25 protein-coding genes are annotated in these 20,325 nt (G+C 42.3%); 8 read left to right on the forward strand and 17 right to left on the reverse strand.

Annotated elements, in window-relative coordinates:
* Window positions 1–61 precede the first annotated feature (61 nt).
* The gene (locus AC3ISB_RS18115) at window positions 62–625 is read left to right on the forward strand and encodes a GNAT family N-acetyltransferase (RefSeq protein WP_098373674.1); all 564 of its coding nucleotides are present in this window, start codon (window positions 62–64) and stop codon (window positions 623–625) included.
* 36 nt (window positions 626–661) lie between these two features.
* On the opposite strand, the gene AC3ISB_RS18120 is transcribed toward AC3ISB_RS18115, so the two are convergent.
* Together AC3ISB_RS18120 and AC3ISB_RS18125 are read right to left on the reverse strand one after the other, a co-directional pair.
* Window positions 662–1,843, reverse strand: a complete 1,182-nt coding sequence (locus tag AC3ISB_RS18120) for an endonuclease Q family protein (protein ID WP_489273802.1) — start codon at window positions 1,841–1,843, stop codon at window positions 662–664.
* Window positions 1,844–2,395, reverse strand: a complete 552-nt coding sequence (locus AC3ISB_RS18125; protein WP_098373676.1) for an NUDIX hydrolase — start codon at window positions 2,393–2,395, stop codon at window positions 1,844–1,846.
* 75 nt (window positions 2,396–2,470) lie between these two features.
* Here AC3ISB_RS18125 and mciZ point away from each other — a divergent pair, with 75 nt between their 5' ends.
* The 3 genes from mciZ (at window position 2,471) to AC3ISB_RS18140 (ending at window position 4,305) form a co-directional block, all read left to right on the forward strand.
* Window positions 2,471–2,632 carry a Z-ring formation inhibitor MciZ gene (mciZ, locus tag AC3ISB_RS18130; RefSeq protein WP_141993604.1) on the forward strand — a complete coding sequence of 54 codons (162 nt, stop codon included), beginning with the start codon at window positions 2,471–2,473 and terminating at the stop codon, window positions 2,630–2,632.
* Window positions 2,633–2,688: 56 nt separating this feature from the next.
* Entirely contained in the window at window positions 2,689–3,597 is a 909-nt protein-coding gene (locus AC3ISB_RS18135; RefSeq protein ID WP_098373677.1) for an aldo/keto reductase, read from the forward strand.
* 282 nt (window positions 3,598–3,879) lie between these two features.
* Entirely contained in the window at window positions 3,880–4,305 is a 426-nt protein-coding gene (locus tag AC3ISB_RS18140; RefSeq protein WP_489276965.1) for an Ohr family peroxiredoxin, read from the forward strand.
* A 307-nt stretch (window positions 4,306–4,612) separates the two neighbouring features.
* On the opposite strand, the gene AC3ISB_RS18145 is transcribed toward AC3ISB_RS18140, so the two are convergent.
* The 3 genes from AC3ISB_RS18145 to AC3ISB_RS18155 all read right to left on the reverse strand — a co-directional run bounded on the left by AC3ISB_RS18145 (window position 4,613) and on the right by AC3ISB_RS18155 (window position 5,751).
* Entirely contained in the window at window positions 4,613–4,741 is a 129-nt protein-coding gene (locus AC3ISB_RS18145; RefSeq protein ID WP_339200278.1) for a hypothetical protein, read from the reverse strand.
* Between the two features lie 148 nt (window positions 4,742–4,889).
* Entirely contained in the window at window positions 4,890–5,327 is a 438-nt protein-coding gene (locus tag AC3ISB_RS18150) for a MarR family winged helix-turn-helix transcriptional regulator (RefSeq protein ID WP_098369884.1), read from the reverse strand.
* A 163-nt stretch (window positions 5,328–5,490) separates the two neighbouring features.
* On the reverse strand, window positions 5,491–5,751 hold the full coding sequence (locus tag AC3ISB_RS18155; protein WP_098369883.1) for a YqkE family protein: 261 nt from the start codon (window positions 5,749–5,751) through the stop codon (window positions 5,491–5,493).
* Window positions 5,752–5,881: 130 nt separating this feature from the next.
* On the opposite strand from AC3ISB_RS18155, the gene AC3ISB_RS18160 reads away from it, so the two are divergent.
* A complete protein-coding gene (locus AC3ISB_RS18160; RefSeq protein ID WP_480338667.1) occupies window positions 5,882–6,781 on the forward strand; it encodes an alpha/beta hydrolase in 900 nt (299 codons plus the stop codon).
* A 40-nt stretch (window positions 6,782–6,821) separates the two neighbouring features.
* Here AC3ISB_RS18160 and AC3ISB_RS18165 read toward each other — a convergent pair whose 3' ends face one another.
* From AC3ISB_RS18165 to AC3ISB_RS18175, 3 genes are all read right to left on the reverse strand, one after another.
* The gene (locus AC3ISB_RS18165; protein WP_098370098.1) at window positions 6,822–7,145 is read right to left on the reverse strand and encodes an iron-sulfur cluster biosynthesis family protein; all 324 of its coding nucleotides are present in this window, start codon (window positions 7,143–7,145) and stop codon (window positions 6,822–6,824) included.
* 204 nt (window positions 7,146–7,349) lie between these two features.
* Entirely contained in the window at window positions 7,350–7,682 is a 333-nt protein-coding gene (locus tag AC3ISB_RS18170; protein WP_141993873.1) for a YolD-like family protein, read from the reverse strand.
* 26 nt (window positions 7,683–7,708) lie between these two features.
* The gene (locus AC3ISB_RS18175; RefSeq protein WP_098369880.1) at window positions 7,709–8,968 is read right to left on the reverse strand and encodes a Y-family DNA polymerase; all 1,260 of its coding nucleotides are present in this window, start codon (window positions 8,966–8,968) and stop codon (window positions 7,709–7,711) included.
* A 414-nt stretch (window positions 8,969–9,382) separates the two neighbouring features.
* On the opposite strand from AC3ISB_RS18175, the gene AC3ISB_RS18180 reads away from it, so the two are divergent.
* The gene (locus tag AC3ISB_RS18180) at window positions 9,383–10,042 is read left to right on the forward strand and encodes a C40 family peptidase (RefSeq protein ID WP_098369879.1); all 660 of its coding nucleotides are present in this window, start codon (window positions 9,383–9,385) and stop codon (window positions 10,040–10,042) included.
* A gap of 80 nt (window positions 10,043–10,122) precedes the next feature.
* Here AC3ISB_RS18180 and AC3ISB_RS18185 read toward each other — a convergent pair whose 3' ends face one another.
* From AC3ISB_RS18185 to AC3ISB_RS18195, 3 genes are all read right to left on the reverse strand, one after another.
* A complete protein-coding gene (locus AC3ISB_RS18185; RefSeq protein ID WP_098369878.1) occupies window positions 10,123–10,650 on the reverse strand; it encodes a DUF3221 domain-containing protein in 528 nt (175 codons plus the stop codon).
* A 161-nt stretch (window positions 10,651–10,811) separates the two neighbouring features.
* Entirely contained in the window at window positions 10,812–11,603 is a 792-nt protein-coding gene (locus AC3ISB_RS18190) for an SDR family NAD(P)-dependent oxidoreductase (protein WP_260399628.1), read from the reverse strand.
* A gap of 23 nt (window positions 11,604–11,626) precedes the next feature.
* Window positions 11,627–12,595 (reverse strand): MBL fold metallo-hydrolase, encoded by a 969-nt coding sequence (locus AC3ISB_RS18195; RefSeq protein ID WP_098369876.1) that lies wholly within the window; start codon window positions 12,593–12,595, stop codon window positions 11,627–11,629.
* Window positions 12,596–13,107: 512 nt separating this feature from the next.
* Here AC3ISB_RS18195 and proC point away from each other — a divergent pair.
* Window positions 13,108–13,953 carry a pyrroline-5-carboxylate reductase gene (proC, locus tag AC3ISB_RS18200; RefSeq protein ID WP_098370097.1) on the forward strand — a complete coding sequence of 282 codons (846 nt, stop codon included), beginning with the start codon at window positions 13,108–13,110 and terminating at the stop codon, window positions 13,951–13,953.
* A gap of 108 nt (window positions 13,954–14,061) precedes the next feature.
* On the opposite strand, the gene AC3ISB_RS18205 is transcribed toward proC, so the two are convergent.
* Window positions 14,062–14,493 (reverse strand): VOC family protein, encoded by a 432-nt coding sequence (locus AC3ISB_RS18205; protein WP_480338666.1) that lies wholly within the window; start codon window positions 14,491–14,493, stop codon window positions 14,062–14,064.
* Between the two features lie 238 nt (window positions 14,494–14,731).
* Between AC3ISB_RS18205 and AC3ISB_RS18210 the strand changes: the two genes are divergently transcribed.
* Complete coding sequence (locus AC3ISB_RS18210; RefSeq protein WP_489273803.1) at window positions 14,732–15,283, forward strand: MerR family transcriptional regulator; 552 nt, start codon at window positions 14,732–14,734, stop codon at window positions 15,281–15,283.
* 162 nt (window positions 15,284–15,445) lie between these two features.
* Here AC3ISB_RS18210 and AC3ISB_RS18215 read toward each other — a convergent pair whose 3' ends face one another.
* The 5 genes from AC3ISB_RS18215 to rnz form a co-directional block, all read right to left on the reverse strand.
* Complete coding sequence (locus AC3ISB_RS18215; protein ID WP_076365488.1) at window positions 15,446–16,240, reverse strand: ABC transporter ATP-binding protein; 795 nt, start codon at window positions 16,238–16,240, stop codon at window positions 15,446–15,448.
* Window positions 16,215–17,246 carry an ABC transporter permease gene (locus AC3ISB_RS18220; RefSeq protein ID WP_098369872.1) on the reverse strand — a complete coding sequence of 344 codons (1,032 nt, stop codon included), beginning with the start codon at window positions 17,244–17,246 and terminating at the stop codon, window positions 16,215–16,217. Before AC3ISB_RS18220 ends, AC3ISB_RS18215 begins: the two co-directional genes overlap by 26 nt.
* A gap of 33 nt (window positions 17,247–17,279) precedes the next feature.
* The gene (locus tag AC3ISB_RS18225) at window positions 17,280–18,275 is read right to left on the reverse strand and encodes an ABC transporter substrate-binding protein (RefSeq protein WP_063233125.1); all 996 of its coding nucleotides are present in this window, start codon (window positions 18,273–18,275) and stop codon (window positions 17,280–17,282) included.
* Window positions 18,276–18,482: 207 nt separating this feature from the next.
* Window positions 18,483–19,301: a squalene/phytoene synthase family protein gene (locus AC3ISB_RS18230; RefSeq protein ID WP_339200283.1), complete on the reverse strand. Its 819-nt coding sequence runs from the start codon at window positions 19,299–19,301 to the stop codon at window positions 18,483–18,485.
* 63 nt (window positions 19,302–19,364) lie between these two features.
* Window positions 19,365–20,306: a ribonuclease Z gene (rnz, locus tag AC3ISB_RS18235; RefSeq protein WP_098369870.1), complete on the reverse strand. Its 942-nt coding sequence runs from the start codon at window positions 20,304–20,306 to the stop codon at window positions 19,365–19,367.
* Between the last annotated feature and the right edge of the window lie 19 nt (window positions 20,307–20,325).

Here is a 20,325-nt window from a genome sequence, read left to right on the forward strand (position 1 = left end):
GAACGCCTTGAACCCAATTCGTGTTATAATTTTCCATATCAATGATATATGGAGGCAGGATATGAAAGCTATATTAATGGATTTTCCCGAAAAAATTGAAACCCCACGATTATATCTAAGACCTTGTCAGCCTGGCGATGGCCTGGACCTTTACGAAGCCATTGTCCATTCTAAACCTGAATTGAAACAGTGGCTGCCGTTTGCACATCAAGATGTTTCGTTGGAAACTTCTGAACAGAACGTCCTTAAGTCCTTTGCGGACTTTATTTTAAAAGAGGATATCAGACTCCATATCTATAGGAAAGAAGACGATCAATTCCTCGGCTCCACTGGTCTGCACCGAATTAACTGGGATATCCCTAAATTCGAAATTGGCTATTGGATTGATACGAGATACAGTAAACTAGGCTACATAACGGAGGCAGTGGAAAAGTTAACTAAATTTGCCTTTTACCATTATGGCGCAAAAAGAGTCGAAATCCGCTGTGACCCTAATAATATTGCCAGCAAACGGATTCCTGAGAGGCTGGGATATACCCTTGAAGGTATTTTGCGTAATGACTGCCTTAGTGCAGACGGCAAGGAAGTGCGGGACACCTCCATTTATGCAAAAACAACAAACTAAAAAAGTCCTGACAGATCTCATCTGTCAGGACTTTTTTCAGATTAATTCCTTTTTGACCTTTCCGTACTTTCCTCCGCCCCCCACTTCAAAAGAAAGCGTCCCTTTTCTGGCAGAATCGATGTAGCGCGCCAATTTTTCAGGAACGATTTCCATGAGCTGTTCAAGCGTAACTTCATGAAGGATATTCATCTCTGTTCCAAATGCCGCCAGCAGTTTTCCCATGGATTTCGGTCCGAGTCCTGGGATGAAATCGAGTGGCACTTGATGGATATACGGTGGCCTTTCCCTTCCTTTTCTTCCGTCCAACTCGGAAATGGAGAGTTCTTCGATCCTTGACGATACCCCTTTAATAATGGATTTATTACCACACTCGGGACATTGTTCATCATCCCTCAATACCTGGTGTAAACACCCTGAACATACGGTTTGATGATACTTTCCCAATAAGGGGTTCAATCCATAATTAACGGCCACCTTACGATTCCCTTTTTCTTTAAGGGCTTTTGCCAGCTCATTGAAACTTGGTTCTTCAAGCAGGACTTTTTGATATTCACGGGCGATTTTCCCAAGCGAATGCGCATCGGAATTTGTCACGAATACATAGGAGTGCAACTCCTCGATATCCTTGACCATTTCTGTATCTGAACTTAAACCAAGTTCGATGGCATCAATTAGCTTCGGATCGAATACTTCTGTCAGACTGGATCGCACCCCTTTTCCATATAAGCTTTTAAATGGGGTAAAGACATGTGCCGGGATAAACAGGCCGCCCAGTGACTTCACGACCTTTTGCAGCTTTCTTCCATCACAATAAATCCTTTGGGAGCTCAAGGTGATATTTTTAACATGTCCGCTCATCCATGAGGAGAATTCCTTCATCGCTTTTAAAGTGGGAAAATAGGCGAGGACATGGATCGGTCCATTACAATTCTGATCATAAATTTCAATCTCCGAGCCTGGAATGATGGTTGTATTCTTGTATTGAAGTCCGCCTTCAATCTTTTCCGTGATTTCGCCATCAAGAATCCCCGCTTCGATCTCTTCGATAATTTCAGGAGAATGGCAATCGATTATCCCGATTAGATCAAGGCCCTTCCTTTCACTTGCCACTTGCAGCACATTGCTGAAGGTTAGCGTTTTAGCGCCTGTTATTTTCACGGCCCTTCCGCTTCTCGTTCTGCCTATATGGATATGCAGGTCAGCGTAAAATTCTTTCATTTATGATGTCATGGCCTTTTTCAACTGCAGATACTGAACTGCATATGCCGTTTTGGCATCCTGGATTTTCCCTTCATCCATATAAGTTTGAGCTTCCTCCAACGTGAGTTCAAGCATCTCGACAAATTCATCTTCATCCAGTGGGGCCGCATTTTCTTTCTTTTTCAAATTGTGGGCCACATACAGGTGGACCAATTCATCGGCGAAACCCGGGGATGTATAGAAGGATATGATGTGCTCCATTTTTTCACATTCATAACCTGTCTCCTCCTCCAGCTCCCGTTTAGCCGACAGAACCGGCTCTTCGCCTTTTTCCAGCTTTCCTGCAGGAATTTCCACCAAGCTCCTCTCCAGCGCTTTACGGTACTGCTCAACCATGATGATTTTATTGTCTGCCGTGAGAGCTATGATGGCAACCGCCCCCGGATGTTTGATTATTTCACGTTTACCCATTTTCCCATCTGGAAGCTCTACATCATCCACTTGTAGGCTGATTACCTTTCCCGTGAAGATTTTTTTCGATGACAGCGTTTTTTCTTCAAATTTTTTCATCCTGACCACTCCTCTGTTCTAATTGCAGCATGATTTCTCATACATTTTACCATAATAGAGATGGAGGGCGATTTAATGAAAGTTTACGTATTGGAAAAAAGCGTTACTTTATCCGGAAAGAGTTGGGAAATCCTTCAAAAACTAAAACAATTACAAAATCAATATGTCTATATCAATGATTGGATTGCCGACATACATGATCAGGTGCCGCCCACTCATCTAAAACGGATCAAGTGAATTCTTTGAGTGAAATGGATTTCTCCTTTACAATGAATGTAAAGGGAGTGGATAACATGAAAAAACGCAGACTAGGAAATTCTGACTTGCTAGTTTCTGAAATCGGTCTCGGATGCATGTCATTGGGGACTGTTGAAAATCAGGCATCCGAAATCATACAGGCCGCTTTAGATGAAGGAATCAATTATTTTGATACTGCTGACTTATATGATTTCGGTATGAATGAAGAAATCGTCGGAAAGAATTTAAAATCGGTCCGCGATAAGGTATACATAGCCACCAAGGTCGGAAACCGCTGGAATGAAAATAAAGATTCCTGGAGCTGGGATCCTTCTGGCGCCTATATTAAAACGGCTGTAAAAGATAGCTTAAAGCGATTGGGTACTGATTATATTGATCTTTATCAGTTACATGGCGGCACCATTTCAGACAATATCGGAGAAACGGTAGAAGCATTTGAAGATTTGAAAAAAGAAGGCTATATCCGACATTATGGAATTTCCTCGATTCGTCCGAATGTAATCAAGGAATTCACTGAAAAGTCTGAGCTTGATTCCGTGATGATGCAGTTTAATCTACTCGACCGCCGCCCAGAAGAGTGGCTGTCCCTTTTGGCCAACAACCAGATCAGCATTATCGCCCGTGGCCCCCTTGCCAAAGGGCTGCTCAGTGAAAAAATGCTTGAAAAGGCAAATGAGGATGGATACCTTGACTATAGCTATCACGAACTTAAAGATTTGCTTCCGCAAATAAAGGACAAACTTTCTGATAGGAAGTTGAATGAAACGGCACTTCAATATGTATTGTCACATCAAAGCGTTGCTACCGTTGTACCAGGAGCAAGCTCAGTACAGCAGCTCCGTGAGAACTGCCAGGCCGCTAACAGCCCTTCACTGTCCAAAACCGAGTTGGATATCTTGAAGCGGTTGACCAAAGCGAACAAATATGAAAGTCACCGGGAGTAAAAAGAATAGAACTAAACTAAATGTTTCAAAGGAATATCAGGACAACCTTTAGGCTGCACTATCTCCGTTTAACCAACGTGATAGGCAGCCTTTTTCCGTTCCTTCGTTTTTTTCGTCTTACTGCTTCTGTACCGCTTTCAAGTTTCCCATCATTCTAATCCCTTTCCAAACCAATTTAACTTCATACCAACGTTTTAACTTTTTCATTGGACATTCCAAAATTAATATTGTACAATTCAATTGTGCACAATTAAAAAATAAGAAGATAAGGGAGAAAAAATGATGACAAAAACATTATTTACAACGTCTGTAACAGTTGATGGCGGAAGAGAAGGAACGGCAATTTCTGCTGATGGCAACTTCACGGTTGATATTGCGATGCCTGGAACACCTAGGGCTAAACAGATGCCTGAAGCATCTAATCCGGAACAGCTTTTTGCAGCTGGATATGCTGCATGTTTTGATAGTGCTTTGCAATCAGTTGGTAAAATTGAACGCGTTTCTTTCGATTCCAAAGTCACTGCAAGCGTCAGTCTTTTGATGGGTGAGATGCATCAGTACAGCTTAGCTGTAACTTTGGCCGTGAAGGAATCCGGGGTCGACAAGGAGACATTCGAAACTCTTGTTCATAAAGCACATCAAATGTGTCCTTATTCAAAAGCAATCAATGGCAATGTGGACGTCGCCTTTGAAATAGATGTAGATTAAATCCGACAAAAAGACGCTTGGGGTTACCAAGTGTCTCAGACTGTAGACAAACTCGAAGAAAAGCGAGTTTGCCTGCAGTTTTTTATTTAAAAAAGTTGCAGTTGATTTCAGTTGAGACAGGCATGTTCTATTGTCGGTCTACAGTTTTTTTTAGGGTTATTCGTGTTCTATCTAAAAGAAAAACAACGTTGATTGGAATGAAAGGTACGAGACTCCTGCGGGAAAAGCGCGTCCAGGGGAGACCCCGCAGGCGCAAAGGCGCCGAGGAGGCTCCCTGGACGCGGAAAGCGAGTGCCTGGAGTGGAAATCATTTCACAAACCCTCTTTCAGAAATCCGTTCCCTTTCCGCCGACTGTCTGCCAAGCCTCATCAAAGCAAGCGCCTTTGGTGTCTCGGCTAGCCAGTTATTCGGCAGGAATGTCGCAAATTTCTTCAATCCAGTGAGTTTTCATTCCATATAGAAAGGTAAAAATTCTGAAGAATAACCAAGTCTTCTTTTATAGTCATGGTCCGGGGTACAGACCATTCCGAATCTCCTTTTGTCGACAAAAAGACGCTTAGGGTCACCAAGCGTCTTTTCTTTGCTAAAATTCCTGTAATGTTTTCAATAGTTGGAGCAACGAAGCTTTTAAATCCTCAACCACCTTCTTATCATCACCCGACATTGCCGAAATGCGATCTGGAATGAAACAGGCCTCTTCCTGTAAACCAAGTCCCTTTTCCGTCAACTTAATCATGACAGACCGTTCATCTTCAGACGAACGTTCACGGACAATCAAGCCATTCTGCTCCATTCGTTTCAACATGGGGGTAAGCGTTCCTGAGTCGAGGGCAAGGAGCTCCCCTAGTTTTTTTACTGTAAGTGTATCCTGTTCCCATAATAGAAGAAGAACAAGATATTGAGGATATGTCACTTCGAGTTTATCAAGCAGCGGTTTATATTTCTTCGTCATTTCCCTTGAACTTGCATAAAGCAGGAAACATAATTGGTCTTCCAGTACTTTTTCTATTTTACTTTGCATCATATCACCAGCTAATTGAAGTCCATCCGATATGAAAGCATATCGAACTTATCTTTAATATAATCGTTATACTTTATAAAATAAAGGAATATCAGCAAGGAATGGTCTTCCTGAACGGAAAAAGGGAGCCAGCCCTCTTAAAACTTAAACTGCCCCCTGTTCTTCATTTATAGTTCTTCCAGTTCAGATTGCTTTCACCCAATAGTTCTTCGAATGATTTATTCTTCTCCCGACGCTTTCTTTCTTCGCGTTTTTTTTCTTCTTCCGCTGCCCTTTTTTCTTGTTCAGCCTCATTAAGTTCCTTTTGCTTTTGACGAAGCTGGGACATGATATCTTGATTGATCATATCACCAAGTTTCAATGAAGATGAATCTTTATCTTGGTTTTTGCTTTGATTTTGATTTCGCTGCTGTTTCTTTTTCACCCTTAAAACCTCCTGGCCATTTATGAAATTATTATATCACGACTGCCGTTTTCCTCGTCATGGTTTTCAAACAGTGTTTTCCCATTTCCCTCATGGTAAAATAAAGAAAATCAACCGAGGAGGACCTCTCATGAAGAAATGGTGGTTTACACTGGCTGGAATCCTATCGTATATCATCGGCGTCGGCATTTATTTTTCCAATCGGATCATGTACATGAAAAAGAAGGAAGATGATTTTATCCAGAATCGTGAAATCATGGCTAAACGCCTGATCACGGAGGATTTTGATAATCTGCCTAAAACGGAAATTTGGGTATCGTCACCATCCGGATATTCCTTGAAATGCTTGTTTATCGAACCGCATGATACTAATAAGTGGGTGGTCATTTCTCATGGTGTGACGGAGAACAAAGTCAATTCGATTAAGTACATGAATATTTTTCTTAAGCGGGGCTTCAATGCTATCATTTATGACCACCGCCGGCATGGGGATTCCGGTGGCAAGACGAGCAGTTATGGACATTATGAAAAATTCGACCTGAAGGCCGTAATCGATGAATTGAAAAGACGTAAAGGTCCCGACCTTCATATTGGCATTCATGGAGAATCCATGGGGGCTGTAACCCTGCTTTTATATGCCGGAATGCTTGAAGATGGTGCTGATTTTTACATTGCCGACTGTCCATTTTCAAATTTCGAGGATCAGATCAAACACCAGCTTAAACATGTAGTCCCACTTCCCTCTTGGACCGTGTTTCCGCTTGGGCGTACGTTCATCAAACTCCGGGATGGGTATTGGACCAATGAAGTATCACCAATCGATTATATGAAAAATATCCGAAACCCCGTGCTCTTCATCCATAGTGAAAACGACAGTTTCATTCCCGCTTACATGACAGCGGAATTATATGCAGCAAAAGAGGGCCCAAAGCAGCTGTACATCGCTAAAAAAGGGGCCCACGCTCAATCTTATAATGAAAATCCAAAAGAATATGAAGATCAAATCGATCAGTTTTTAAAACTTGTCTGAGAAGAAAGAGAGGGAATCCAAGATTCCCTCTTTGCTTCATTTAGATTTTATTAAAAAAGCTCATCCTCGGATTTAAGATTTGATTCGGACTTTTTAATTGAAAGCTGTTCGCTTCCGGAACAAAGTCTATTTTCATGACTTCATCAAGAAAAATCATTTTTGATTTCTCCACATATAGAGGAATCCCGTTTGTTTCCACTTTTTCGGTACCTTCTTCAGGTTCGTTGACCCACCATAGCGCGGTCACACCACTTACCACGCAGCCACAGCCATCAGTATCATATTTCAACTGTAAATATCCTTCTTGTCCCTGTACTTTATCGACTATTTTCTCAGCCGCTGTTTCCGTCCATTCAATATACATGATTGCACGCCTCCCGATGTCTTTCCTTTCCCTATTATAAACGATAAAAACGCTTCTGTTAAAGAAACTGCCTGCTTCCTTTTGCAAGATCAGCCACACGAAGACCGTGCTAACAATGCCGATTCTCTTACGCCCCGTGATCCCTTTCATCACGATGCCGTTTCGAAAATGAAAGGCTGTCCCCTGGAACAGCCTTTCCGCTCATCATTCCATTATCCTTACATCCGCTATATCGGAAAGCCTGATATAGTGAACCTGCTGAAACCGATCAACGATATGAAGCTTTTGGGTGGGCTCATTATAATAATGGATCCTGCCGATTAACAGCTGATACCGGTTTCCTTCATAATGAGCAATCGTAACATCCTTTCTTTCCTCCATCGCTTCCCCCATTACCGCATTCATTTCTTCCAGTTGCTGCTCATCCAGGATGCGCTTCGTTTCATAGCCATCCTCCACCACCCAATCCCGCAGCATCTTCACATGCTCCGGTAACATCATCGATGTCCATTTGATACGGCCGCGATCACGAATCATTCTTTTCCCTCCCTTCAAAGTCACCCTTACGCCTTATGCCCACCAAGCAGCCTGCTTCGGTAAACGGCTGTACCCGCTTCCGTATACGAAACCGCACGCAATAACGATTTGGCTCCATATTTATGGCGGATTCGATCAACCGTGTAACTCAATTCCCGCTTCTTCCAGCGCGAAGCATCGAATAAAGTCAGCTGCATTTCGTTATCATCCACAATATTCGAGAGTCTGACCTCTATGCTCCGAACCGTTTTTTGCTTATAGTTCTCATGAAAAAGCTCCAGGCAAACTTTATATAACTCCATCGTAATGTTGGTAGGTTCGCTAATCGAACGCGAACGATGGAAACCTCCGCCAAACTCATCCTTGCTGTAACCAATGCTTAGGCTCACCGTTCTCCCTGCCTTGCGATGGGTGCGTGCCCTTCTTCCAACTTCTTCGCAAATTTCCAGCATGACCTGCTTTACCTCATGCTCCTCCTTATAATCCCGCAGCAGGATTTGACTTTTGCCGAAGCTTACCTGCCCTTCGATGATCGCTGCCCCCATATCGGATAAATCTATTCCCCACGCATGGTGGTAAAGCTGATTGCCCATAATTCCAAACTTCGCTTCAAGTAATTCAAGATCATAATTGGCAAGCTGCCCAACTGTAAATATCCCCATTCCATGAAGGGTTTTTTCAACGCGCCTGCCGATCCCCCACATTTCACGAAGCGGGGAAATCGGCCAAAGTTTGCTTGGCACATCCTCATACTTCCATTCGGCAATCCCTTTATGTTTGGCATCCAAATCAAGGCAAAGTTTTGCCATAAGCATGTTCGGTCCAATTCCAATTGCACAAGGGAGCTGTAATTCGCGTTCGATTTCATCCTTTATCTTTTCAGCTATCATCCGGGCATCTCCCCATAAAGAAGCGGCACCATCGACTTTCACAAAACTTTCGTCCACACTATATACGTGAATCGCTTCTTTGGGCACATAACGGTTGAACAAGCGGGTGATTTCCGTCGAAACCCTTAAATAGGTCGCCATTTTAGGTTCAACGACGACAATCCTCGGATCATTCGGGATCTCAAACATCCGCGACCCTGTCTTGATGCCAAATTCCTTCTTCATTTTTGGAGAAGCCGCGAGCACAATGCTCCCTGTCCTCTTCAAATCACCAACCACTGCCAGATAACAATCAAGCGGGTCCAGACCAAGCATGACTGCTGAACAGCTTGCATAAAAACTTTTCATATCGATACACATAATTGATTGTTTCGGCATCGTTCCATAATCCATCATTTCTTCACCCTAACAAGAATATACGTTCGCTTTTATTATATTCATAACTTTAACCGAATATACGTTCTTATTCAATGGAAGTTTTCATACAAATTTCTACTTTTTATTGTAATTTCCTTGAAAAATATAATCGATACTGAAAATGGATAAAATACCAAATTTAAACTCCATATCCAAATTGTTTTTTTAAAAGAGAATCATTAGTAGCTTGAATATTTTTTAATGGATCCTTATGCTCAGTTTTTTTAAATTCGTCCACCCTTTTCAACAGGCTTTCGTCCGCTTATATTTTAGTCTTACTGCTCATTTTTTGTAATGAAACTGTAACCAAATCTATGTCTAATTGTCATAATGGTATTGTAGGATAATATTGTTAAGAATTATAGAGAGATAGATAGAGAGGAAATGAAAATTATGAAGAAATGGATCGCTTCAGCTGCTGTTGCATCTGCCATGATGCTAACCCCACTGCAAGCCTTTGCAAATATTGGAGATCAAACCCTCAGACCCGGAATGACACACAGCGATGTCAAACAACTACAACAACTTTTAAAAACCAAAGGTTATTTCACATATACAGGTTCACTGACTACATATTACGGCACCTATTCTGTATCTGCAGTAAAAAAATTCCAAAAAGCCAAAGGGTTAACTGCCGATGGGATTGCCGGCCGAGGCACATTTAATGCGCTTGGTGTTTATAATGTCAATAATACAAGCCTGGTAAGCTATGCAAAAACCTTAATAGGCAAACCTTACAAATGGGGCGGGACGACACCGACTGGATTCGACTGCTCGGGCTTCGTCTATTATGTATTCCAGAAATCACAAGGAATTACCTTACCGCGTACAACATCATTGCTCTATTCCAATACAGGTTTAAAAGTATCTTCACCAGCTAAGGGCGATCTTGTATTCTTTGATACTTCTTCTGGAAGAACAGGAGTATCCCATGTTGGGATCTATATCGGAAATGGTCAATTCATTAGTGCTACGTCTTCTAAAGGAATAACCATCACGGATATGGATAATTCTTATTGGAAACCAAAATATTTAGGTGCGAAAACTTTATAAAATCAGGACAAGATCTTATTCTTGTAAGCGAATCCCCATAAAACAACCGGACAGAACCAAAGTGATTCAGTCCGGTTGTTTTATTTTATATATAATATTTCATCCGTTAAATCCTCTACTGTCACGATGAATGAAGAGTCTAAGTTTGAACGATTCATCATTTCGATATTATAAACATGCTCTAATGGTAAATGGACGACTTCGAGAACCATGAATCGCTGACTTTCCGCTTTGCTGACATGATTGATGGCAGCAGTGACCGCTCTTTGTTCGGCTAAGCTTTTTTCATCCGTCAAAACAAGAATCAGTTCCGCTTCCGCTTTCCCAGGAAATGATTTCTTCACCCCGCCCCGGTGCCATGGCTTCACTTTCATCCCGATTTCCAGGTCGGAATACTCGAGGTCATTACCATGTTGATCTTGAATATATGTATCATTGGTCACCTTATAATACGTCCCTTTAATCAAAATCCTTTTATCGTCCAGATCCGTAATGAAACCTTCTTCCCCCTTATCAATGACTTCCTCCATGTTCCAATCAGGAGATTGGCAGCTACCCAGAATAAGGGCAACGAATATAGAGATATAAAGGTTCACTATCATCTTCATACAAATCCCTCCTAATAGAAATAGACGAATTCCCCCTGAAATAGTTACCAAATTATTTAACATAGAAAACTTCGGTCATTTCAAAAAGGGGAATGTCATCGACATTCCCCTTTGCCTATCATTAGACCAACTTTCTCCTTTTCCGGTATCGAAGGTCTAGCCTACTTTTTAAAAAATGCTTTTTTTCCTAATGTTTCAGTGATCTTTGGAAACATGTTATACCATTTCCCAGCTAAATTCATCCAGCCAGGGAGATTGATTTCCCTCTTATTGGTCAGCATCGCCGCTACGATTTTGGCAGCGACATCTCCAGGCTTAAGCATGAATTTTTCAACATTCTTTAAGTATGTACCTGATTCATCCGCAATGTTAAAGAAATTCGTTTCTATAGGGCCAGGATTGACGGTAGTCACAAAAACATGATCATCCATCAGCTCGAGCCGAAGTGCGTTTGAATAACCAAGAACAGCGAACTTGGTCGAAGAGTACAATGTTGATTTAGGAGTGGCGATTTTACCGGCCTGTGAAGCTATGTTGATGATATGCCCCGCTTTTCTCTGCTTCATATACGGGAGAACCAGCTTTGTGCAGGCCATTAATCCAATGACGTTGACAGCAAACATTGCTTTCGTTTCATTTAATTCCGTATCCTGTGCTTCTTTAAATGTGCCGAAACCAGCATTGTTGACCAACACATCCACTTCTCCTATTTGCGCATGGATATCATTAAATACATTTGTCACCTGATCAGTATCTGCAACATCAAGCTTATAGGCATATGCATCAATCCCATATTGGGTGATCAGTTCATTCTTTAGCTGCAGTAATTTATCCAGGCTTCTGGCCAAGAGGACGAGACGGGCTCCCTGCTTTGCACTTTGAATGGCAACTTCCTTGCCAATCCCTCCGGAAGCACCGGTAATAACAATAACTTTGCCTTGCAACTTATTCAAAAAAGTGAGCCTCCTTGCGAACATTAAGCGATTGAATACAGAATGACCCCTGATTGGATTTCTGTTTCGACTTCACCCAAGTCTTCTAAATAGTCCAGCTGTCCGACCGTTTCCGAAAGTGTCAGGCCCACTTCCTGAAGGTATACTTTCGGAAAAAGCTGCTGACACACTTCAAAGGCAGATAAAGGCCTATCTTGAAGCATGCTTTTCACCTGCATGGCACGGTTATGCTGCCGCTCAAATCGATATTGAATCAAGTCGGCAACCGCATCTCCTTCCACTTCAGATCCATGTCCAGAGTAAACAGTGGATATGGAAAAATCCAATAATTTCTGAAGTGATGCATTATATTGCAGTAACGGACGAGGCCTCATGCCTCCGGGAAGTAAAGGTGGTTCCATTAATGGATTAGGTGAGATCTTGGCAAGCAAGTGATCGCCTGCGATCATGACACCGTCACTTTCCCGGTAAAAAGATAAATGGCTTTGAGCATGCCCTGGAGTCTCGATCACTTTCCAGCCTGGAAGACCAGGGAGCTCATCACCCTCAGCCAAATATCCTTGAAGCTTCCGTTCACTAAGGAAACTGATTTCGTCGCGATTATGGATCAGTTTATTTTTCAACTCTTCTGCCACCCCGAACTTTGTGGCATAATCAAGGAAAAAACGATTATGGGTTTCAAGGAATTCATCACTGATAGTCAGCCAGCGCTGATTGTTTTTGTGTCCATAAACCGGGATTTCCTTTTCAAAGAAATCGAGTGCACCAGCATGATCAGGATGATGATGGGTTAAAATGATTTGTTCGATATCAGTCAGTTTCAGACCCAAATCCCCAAGCCCGTTAGTCAGGGCTTCCTTTGATCGTTTTGTTTTCACTCCAGTATCGAATAACGTTAAAGCATCACCTTTAACTACATAAACATTCACATCACCCACTGCAAACGGCGTGGGCAAAGCAAGTTTTGCAATATCTCCATTCCAATTCGCCATAATCTTTTCCACCTTAGAAAATTATATTTATATAAATCTTTTTATACGCTAAACAAGATTCCTAGTACACTTATCATGTATAATTACCATTTTACATGTATTTTAAATCACTGTCATTATTTTCACATAATTCATGTCTACTTTTTATCGTCCTTGCATATATTATCATTGACAGAGTACTGATATATCCTTCATAATCACAAGTAATTAAAGACGGCGTGGCATTGATTAAGGCCAAGTAAATTTATGATGGCGTAAAGAGAGTGAAGCTCGGAATGTGCTGAAAGGCTTCATCGCCCCCTCATTATTGAACCTACCTTATGAGCCTTCAGGAAAACCTGACGTAATTCCCGCGTTAGAGGATTCAAGTGCAGCTTTTCTATTTATTTGTTATGGAAAAGTTGAACAAAGGTGGTACCACGGAAGCTAGACCTTTCGTCCTTTATTGGATGAGGGGTCTTTTTGTTTTTTAAAAAAAGGCCGAAAATTTAAAAGAAAAAGGAGCGGGAGATATGAAAAAAATCGCGTTTATCGGAGCTGGATCGATGGCAGAAGCAATCATTTCGGGGCTGGTGACCCAACAGGTAATTGAACCAGCAAATATTTTTGTAACAAATAAATCAAATGATGAACGGTTTGATTATTTAAAGAACCAATATGGTGTAACTGCCACAAGATCGCTGCAGCAATTAGTACAGGATGCAAGCCTTGTCGTACTGGCGGTGAAACCGAAAGATATTTTAGAAACGATGCAATCAATAAAAGAATACATTCGTGAGGAAATGCTGTTCATTTCCGTTGTTGCCGGGGTTCATACAACAAGCTTGGAAGGAATCGCCAACAAGCGGTTCTCGATCGTCCGTGCCATGCCTAATACATCGGCAGCTGTAGGAAAATCAGCAACGGCCCTTGCGGCTAACGGTCATACGAAAGACTCGCAATTACAAACGGCGATTACCCTTTTTGAAACGGTAGGTACGGTGGCAGTGGTCGAAGAAACCCAGCTAGATGCGGTAACAGGCTTATCAGGCAGCGGTCCGGCTTATATTTATTACTTAGTCGAGGCATTGGAAAAATCAGCAGAAAAAATAGGTCTCGATTCCGAAACCGCCAAGCAATTGATTCTACAGACACTGATGGGTGCGGCCGATATGTTACAGAAATCACCTAAAACGCCTGCCGTACTAAGAAAGGAAGTAACTTCACCAGGTGGAACGACTGAAGCAGGTCTGAAAGCACTTCAAGCACATCAAGTGGAAGAAGCATTCATTGCCTGTGTACAAGAAGCGACAGAGCAATCAAAGCGAATGGGCAATCAAATAAGTAAAGAACTAGCCAAATATGTAGTTTCGCAGTAAGCCGCATGATGATCGGCTGTTGCCTGGCCACTCCTACGGCAGCGGCCAGGCAACAGCCCTTTTTATGATCCGGACATCCTATAAAGGGTAATCCTTCCGGAGTGAGCGTTACTTTATAATCAACATATCATTTTCATCGAAACTCCAATCCTTTGAATACGCAACCTCCCAATAGTAACCATCGAGGTCTGAAAAATATCCGCTGTATCCTCCCCAAACAACATCCTGAGGTGATTTCTCGATTGTTCCCCCAGCCTTTTCAGCCTTGTTGATCACATCATCCACTTCTTCAATTGATTTAGCATTATAAGCGAGCGTAAGACCCGGGAAACCCTTTTTCTTAGGCGGTTCCTTCTCATTGATGTCTTTGGCCAGCTCCTCTAAAGGATACAAAGCAAGTTTCGTTCCGGCATTATTAAAAAAAACGATTGCGGGTTCGTCCTCTTTAATCGATGTACGAAACCCCAACCCGTCCCGGTAAAACCTTAATGATTCAGTAATATCCCTGACACCTAAAGTTATAATATTGATCCTGTTCATACTAGTCCTCCTTTTTCAATGTTTTAAGGGTAAATTCGACATCTGGATCACTTTTCCCTTTATAGCTTGATTGACCATCAGCCACACCATCACAAATGCTTCTTAAAGTTCCTAACAACGCTCCTTATGCAAATTACGTAGGAATTCCACTTTCTTTGCCGAATGAATACATGTTTTGTCATCTGTAAAGGAATTCCCTCATACTTATCGAATTCAACAACTAAAAGGGGGAATCTCGATGAATACAAGTGCAGTTGCCCGGTTACTGAATGTTTCCCATAGTACGATTCAACGCTGGGTCACCCAATTGAACATGGAAGTAGAACGGAATCAGCTTGGCCACTACCAGTTTTCGGAAGAAGACATTGCATTATTGAGAAAAATCCAAGATCAGCTGAACGAGGGCATCATTCTCCAAAAGGTCAGCATCTCAGAGAAAAAGATTAGAAAAGCAACCATCCAGAAACACTCCGAACCGGATAAAGAACATGATCAACTGCTAGAACGGGTCACCAGGCTTGAAAATGGTCTGAAAACAAAAGCGGACGATGTTGTATCCTATCAGCTTTTACAGCACAGAAGTGAAATGGAAGAAATGCACAAACTCGTTAAGAAACTCGAAGCCCGTATCGAAGCGTTAGAAACACCAATGGGTCAGCCGTTTGATTATTTCCTTGCGGCTGAAGAAGCTGCTGCCACTAAAAAGACGAAGAAAAAGCCATTCATAAAAATGATTTTTGGAAACAGAAAGAACGATAGTTCATCATGGAGCACAGCCGACAGCGATTAACATCGATTATCATTCAAGATGGATCATAAAAGCACCCCACGATAGCCATTTTTCTTATGCCGAGCATTTCTTCAGTAATAGGACCTGATCTAATTAATCACCCCAAAAATAAAAAGGCTCGACCCAAGGATTAATCTCACCTGGGTCGGGCCTTTTCTCATCTTAAATCAACACTGCACGGTCATTGAGCATTTTTTCGCCTTTGATGCGCTGGAATTCGTTAAGCAGTTTTTCAACGGTAAGCTTCTGCTTTTCAGCACCTCTTGCTTCAAAAATGATTTGTCCTTTATCCATCATGATCAAGGAATTTCCAAGATCGATTGCCTGTTGCATATTGTGAGTCACCATCAATGTCGTTAGCTTGTTCTTTTCGACGATTTCCTTCGTCAGATTTGTAACAAGCTCTGCCCTGGAAGGATCGAGAGCGGCTGTATGTTCATCAAGAAGCAGGATTTTAGGATCGGTGAAGGTCGCCATCAACAATGATAATGCTTGGCGCTCCCCTCCTGATAATAATCCCACTTTTGCAGTCATCCGATTTTCCAAGCCTAAATGAAGGGTACCCAAACATTCTTTAAAAAGTTCTTTCCGTTTTTTTGTCACCCCAAAGCCCAAACCTCTTCTATTGGTTCTGCCATAGGCAATCGCCATATTTTCTTCAATCGTCATATGTGGTGCCGTACCAAGCATGGGATCCTGAAAAACGCGGCCAATCATTTTAGCACGGGCATGTTCTTCAATGGCCGATACATTTTCACCATCAATGATGACTTCACCGGCATCAGGGAGAATTTTGCCGGATATCATGTTCATCAGCGTCGATTTACCTGCTCCATTACTCCCGATGACTGTTACAAATTCGCCTTTTGTCATCTGCAGTTCCAGATTCCCAAGGGCTAGCTTTTCATCTGGTGTCCCTTCGTTAAAGACCTTATAAATCTGATTTAACTGAAGCATATCCTTCTCCCCCTTTCGATAAAGTCCCACCATGGCGCATCTGTATTTCTTTGAGACGCCTTTTCTTTCGGCTTTTTTCCTTTTGTTTATCGGTAATTTTCGGAATGACAAGTGCCCCTACCACAATAAGTGCCGTAATTAATTTAACATCACCCGTATCAAGGAATTCTACGCGCAGCGCCAATGTTACGACAATTCGGTAAATGATTGCTCCTCCAATGACCGCAAGGGTCGCACGTGCAATCGTTTTTGAGCCAAATAATGCTTCGCCAATTATAACGGATGCCAATCCGATGACGATGATTCCAATCCCCATGCCAATATCGCTAAACCCGTTATATTGGGCAACCAAGGATCCCGAGAACGCCACAAGTGCATTTCCGATCGCAAGGCCCAGGATCTTCATGTTTCCTGTATGGGCGGAAAAACTCTTGACCATTGCTTCATTATCACCCGTCGCACGTAAAGCAAGACCGATTTCCGTTTTTAAAAAAGCTGACATTCCAGCTTGAATGATTAAAGCCACGATCAACATAACAATTAGTATGGCCCACGTTTTTGGCAAACTATCACCAAGGCCCACGATCGATAAAAGACCATTCAACATATTGTCCATACCAGTGCCAGCCCAGGCATCCTGGATATTCGTGATAATGGTCGTTTGAGAAAGCAACGGAATATTAGATGCACCCATGATCCTTAAATTGATGGAATAGAGGGCAATCATCATTAAGATACCTGCCAGAAGTGGATTGATTTTTCCTTTCGTATGCAGGAATCCCGTTATTGTCCCCGCGATGAACCCTGCTACCATGGCACAAAACGTGGCCATGACTGGCGAGAAACCGTTAACGATCATAATGGCGGCCACAGAGGCCCCTGTCACAAAACTGCCTTCCACTGTCATATCCGGGAAGTCGAGAATCCTGAATGTTAAATACACACCTAGTGCCATGATCGCATAAATCATTCCCGACTCAAAAGAGTTGAATAAAGCTGAGAACATTTTTTTTCTTCCTTCCCCGAACAAAAGCAGAGTTTATTTTACAAACTCAGCATCTGCTTTCCATTCTTCTTTTATTTCAACACCCATATCTTTTGCTGCCTTTTCATTGATGACCAATTTCAGTTTTTGTGGATATTGAACCGGGATATCTCCAGGCTTTTTGCCATCCTTCAAGATTTCAACCGCTTTTTGCCCCGCTTCATAACCAATATCATAGTAACTGAAGCCATATGCTGCAAAACCACCAGCATTCACGGAATCAAGCTCACCAACAAACAATGGAATATCTTTATCATTTGCCACCGAAATGACCGATTCCAGTGCGGAGACAACGGTATTATCAGTAATGATATAGAAAGCATCGGCTTTTCCGATTAATGATTCCGTTGCCTGTTTAACCTCGGCTGAAGTGGAGACGGATGCTTCCACGACTTTCAATCCCGCTTTTTTCGCTTCCGCTTTTACGTTTTTTATTTGGACGACGGAATTTTGCTCCCCTGTATTATAAACGGTCCCAATTGTCTTGGCGCCAAGTTCTTCCGCTAGGAATTTCATTGATTTGGCAATGGCTTCAGGATGGGAATCCGTCGTACCCGTCACATTTCCGCCTGGCTTATCCAAAGATGTAACGAGCTCCGCCGCTACAGGATCGGTAACCGATGTAAAAACGATTGGTATATCCTTTGTCGCATTCAAAGCGCTAAGAGCACTAGGAGTAGAATTGGCAAAGATTAAATCCACTTTATCCCCAACAAAGTTATTGGCGATCGTTTGACTGTTATTTTGGTCACCCTGTGCAATTTGAAGATCATATTTGGCATTGATGTCACTATCCTTCAATGCCGCCTGGAATCCTTCATAAGCCTGATCCAGCGAATCATGCTGAACGATTTGTGTTACCCCAATGTTGAAGGTATCCTTTTTGCTGTCATCCTTTGCCGCATCTTTTTCCTTGTCATTTCCACACCCAGCCAATAATAACCCTGCGACCAATGTCATAGCTGCAGTTGAATATAATTTCTTTTTCATATTTTCCCCCCGCTTTTTTCTTATTTAAGATTAGGTTTTTTCTAGCGACGTCAACTTTTTCGCTTTTATTTCCTAAATTATAATCGTTTAGTCCCAATTATTCCAATATATTTTTTAACTTTTTAGAATTTTTTGAGTTCTGAATGTAAAACATGAAAAAAGCTGCTGTGAAAGGTATGGTAACTTTCACAGCAGCTTTATGAAAAATCAGTGTTCGACAACCTGGCTGACAATTTCGGTAACTGTAGTACGATCGATTTTTTCTTTGCCTTCTTTTAGGGCTTTCAATGTGGCTTTTGCCAATTCCAAGGGGATTTTACAGAAGTGGATGATCTCTTTCGTTTCAATCTCTCCAATGTATGCATCGGCTAATGCAAGATTATGTTCCGTATGGGCAAGCATCTCGTCGAAACCCCAGCCATCCGGATAAAAGTTTACACCGCGTTCTGCATCTTCCTCACGGTTACGCAGGATATTGACCGTTTGAAGACCACGGCCAAATGCGATGGCAAGTTCACGGTCCGTTTCGGTTCCATCGTACCAGTTCCACATATCAGACAGCATGACCCCCACTAAACCTGCAACATAATATGTGTAATCATCGAGTTCCTCTTCATTATGGATTTGCCAGTCCTTCGTAACCCATTTTGCCATGCCTTCGGCCATTTCCTTTGTCGACTCCAAGACTTTGTCTTTTGCACCGGGAGGACAAAATTCAATCCAATCCGAAAGAAACAGGGTCACCTCGGGAAGATCATCCTTATATGGTTCAAATAACGATTTAAGGTCTTCTTCCCTGAAATCCGCATCAAGCAGCTCACTAAGAGCCTGTAAAAGGGAAACCTTAATATCTGAAGGAAGACCTGGGTGGTCCTCGATCTCATCGATGGCGCGCATGCAAAGGTATGCAGCTCCAATAGCCTCTTTTAATCCCTTTGGAAGATAGCTGATTGGAATGAAAAAAGTACGGCTTGTTTTTAGGAGAAAATCCATTGCTTTAGTATGTAGGTCACTTTTGTCAGTCATATTTACACTCCTTTAAATATCCAATGAACAATTGATTAATTATACCAAACATTGGCTTTGATTTCAGCTGCCCGATTCCTCTGAATACAAAGGAACTTTAATTGCCATTAAATCTTCACCCATAATCGTGTTTGCAAAGATCGCTTTGCTTTCCTCTTTTAGCCTCTCGGCATCCTCCGGAGTATACCGTGAGCTGATATGCGTAAGGATTAGATGCTTAGCTCCCGCTTTCAAAGCCGTTTCTGCAGCCTGAACGGTGGTCGAATGATAATAGGCTGATGCCATTTCGGACTCTTCCGCTGAAAATGTAGCTTCATGAACAAGGTAATCCGCCGATTCAGCAAGAATGAGCGCATTGCTGCACATTCTTGTATCACCAAGAATCGTGATGATCCGGCCTTTTTGCGGAGCACTGAGATAGTCCTTCCCATTTAAAACACGGCCATCATCGAGACGGACCGTTTGTCCATTTTTCAATGCTTTAAAAAGAGGCCCCGGCTTCACACCTTCAGACCGCAGCCGGTCGACCAGTAAGCTTCCCGGACGGTCTTTTTCCACAATTCGGTAACCGATGCTGTAAATGCCATGATCAAGCGACATGGCCGTCACCGTGAATTTTTCGTCCTCAAACACTGCGCCTTCTTCTATTTCGATGATTTCCAAGGGATATTTTAAATGAGTTCCACTCACCTGCAAGCTCGTCTTAATAAATGCATCTATGCCTTGTGGACCATATACGGTCAATTTATCCACTCCGCCCTGAAAAGATCTGCTGCTTAAAAATCCAGGCAGTCCGAAGATGTGGTCACCATGTAAATGGGTGATGAAGATCTTTTCAACCTTTCGCGGTTTGACCGCCGTTTTTAATATTTGATGCTGTGTTGCTTCCCCACAATCGAATAACCAAACCGTCCCTCGTTCTTCCAATAATTGAAGGGCGATTGATGTCACATTACGCGCTTTAGCCGGAACGCCAGCGCCTGTACCCAATAAAACGAAATCCACTCATACTACCTCCGTTGCA

This window comes from Peribacillus sp. GL_122, assembly GCF_057835005.1.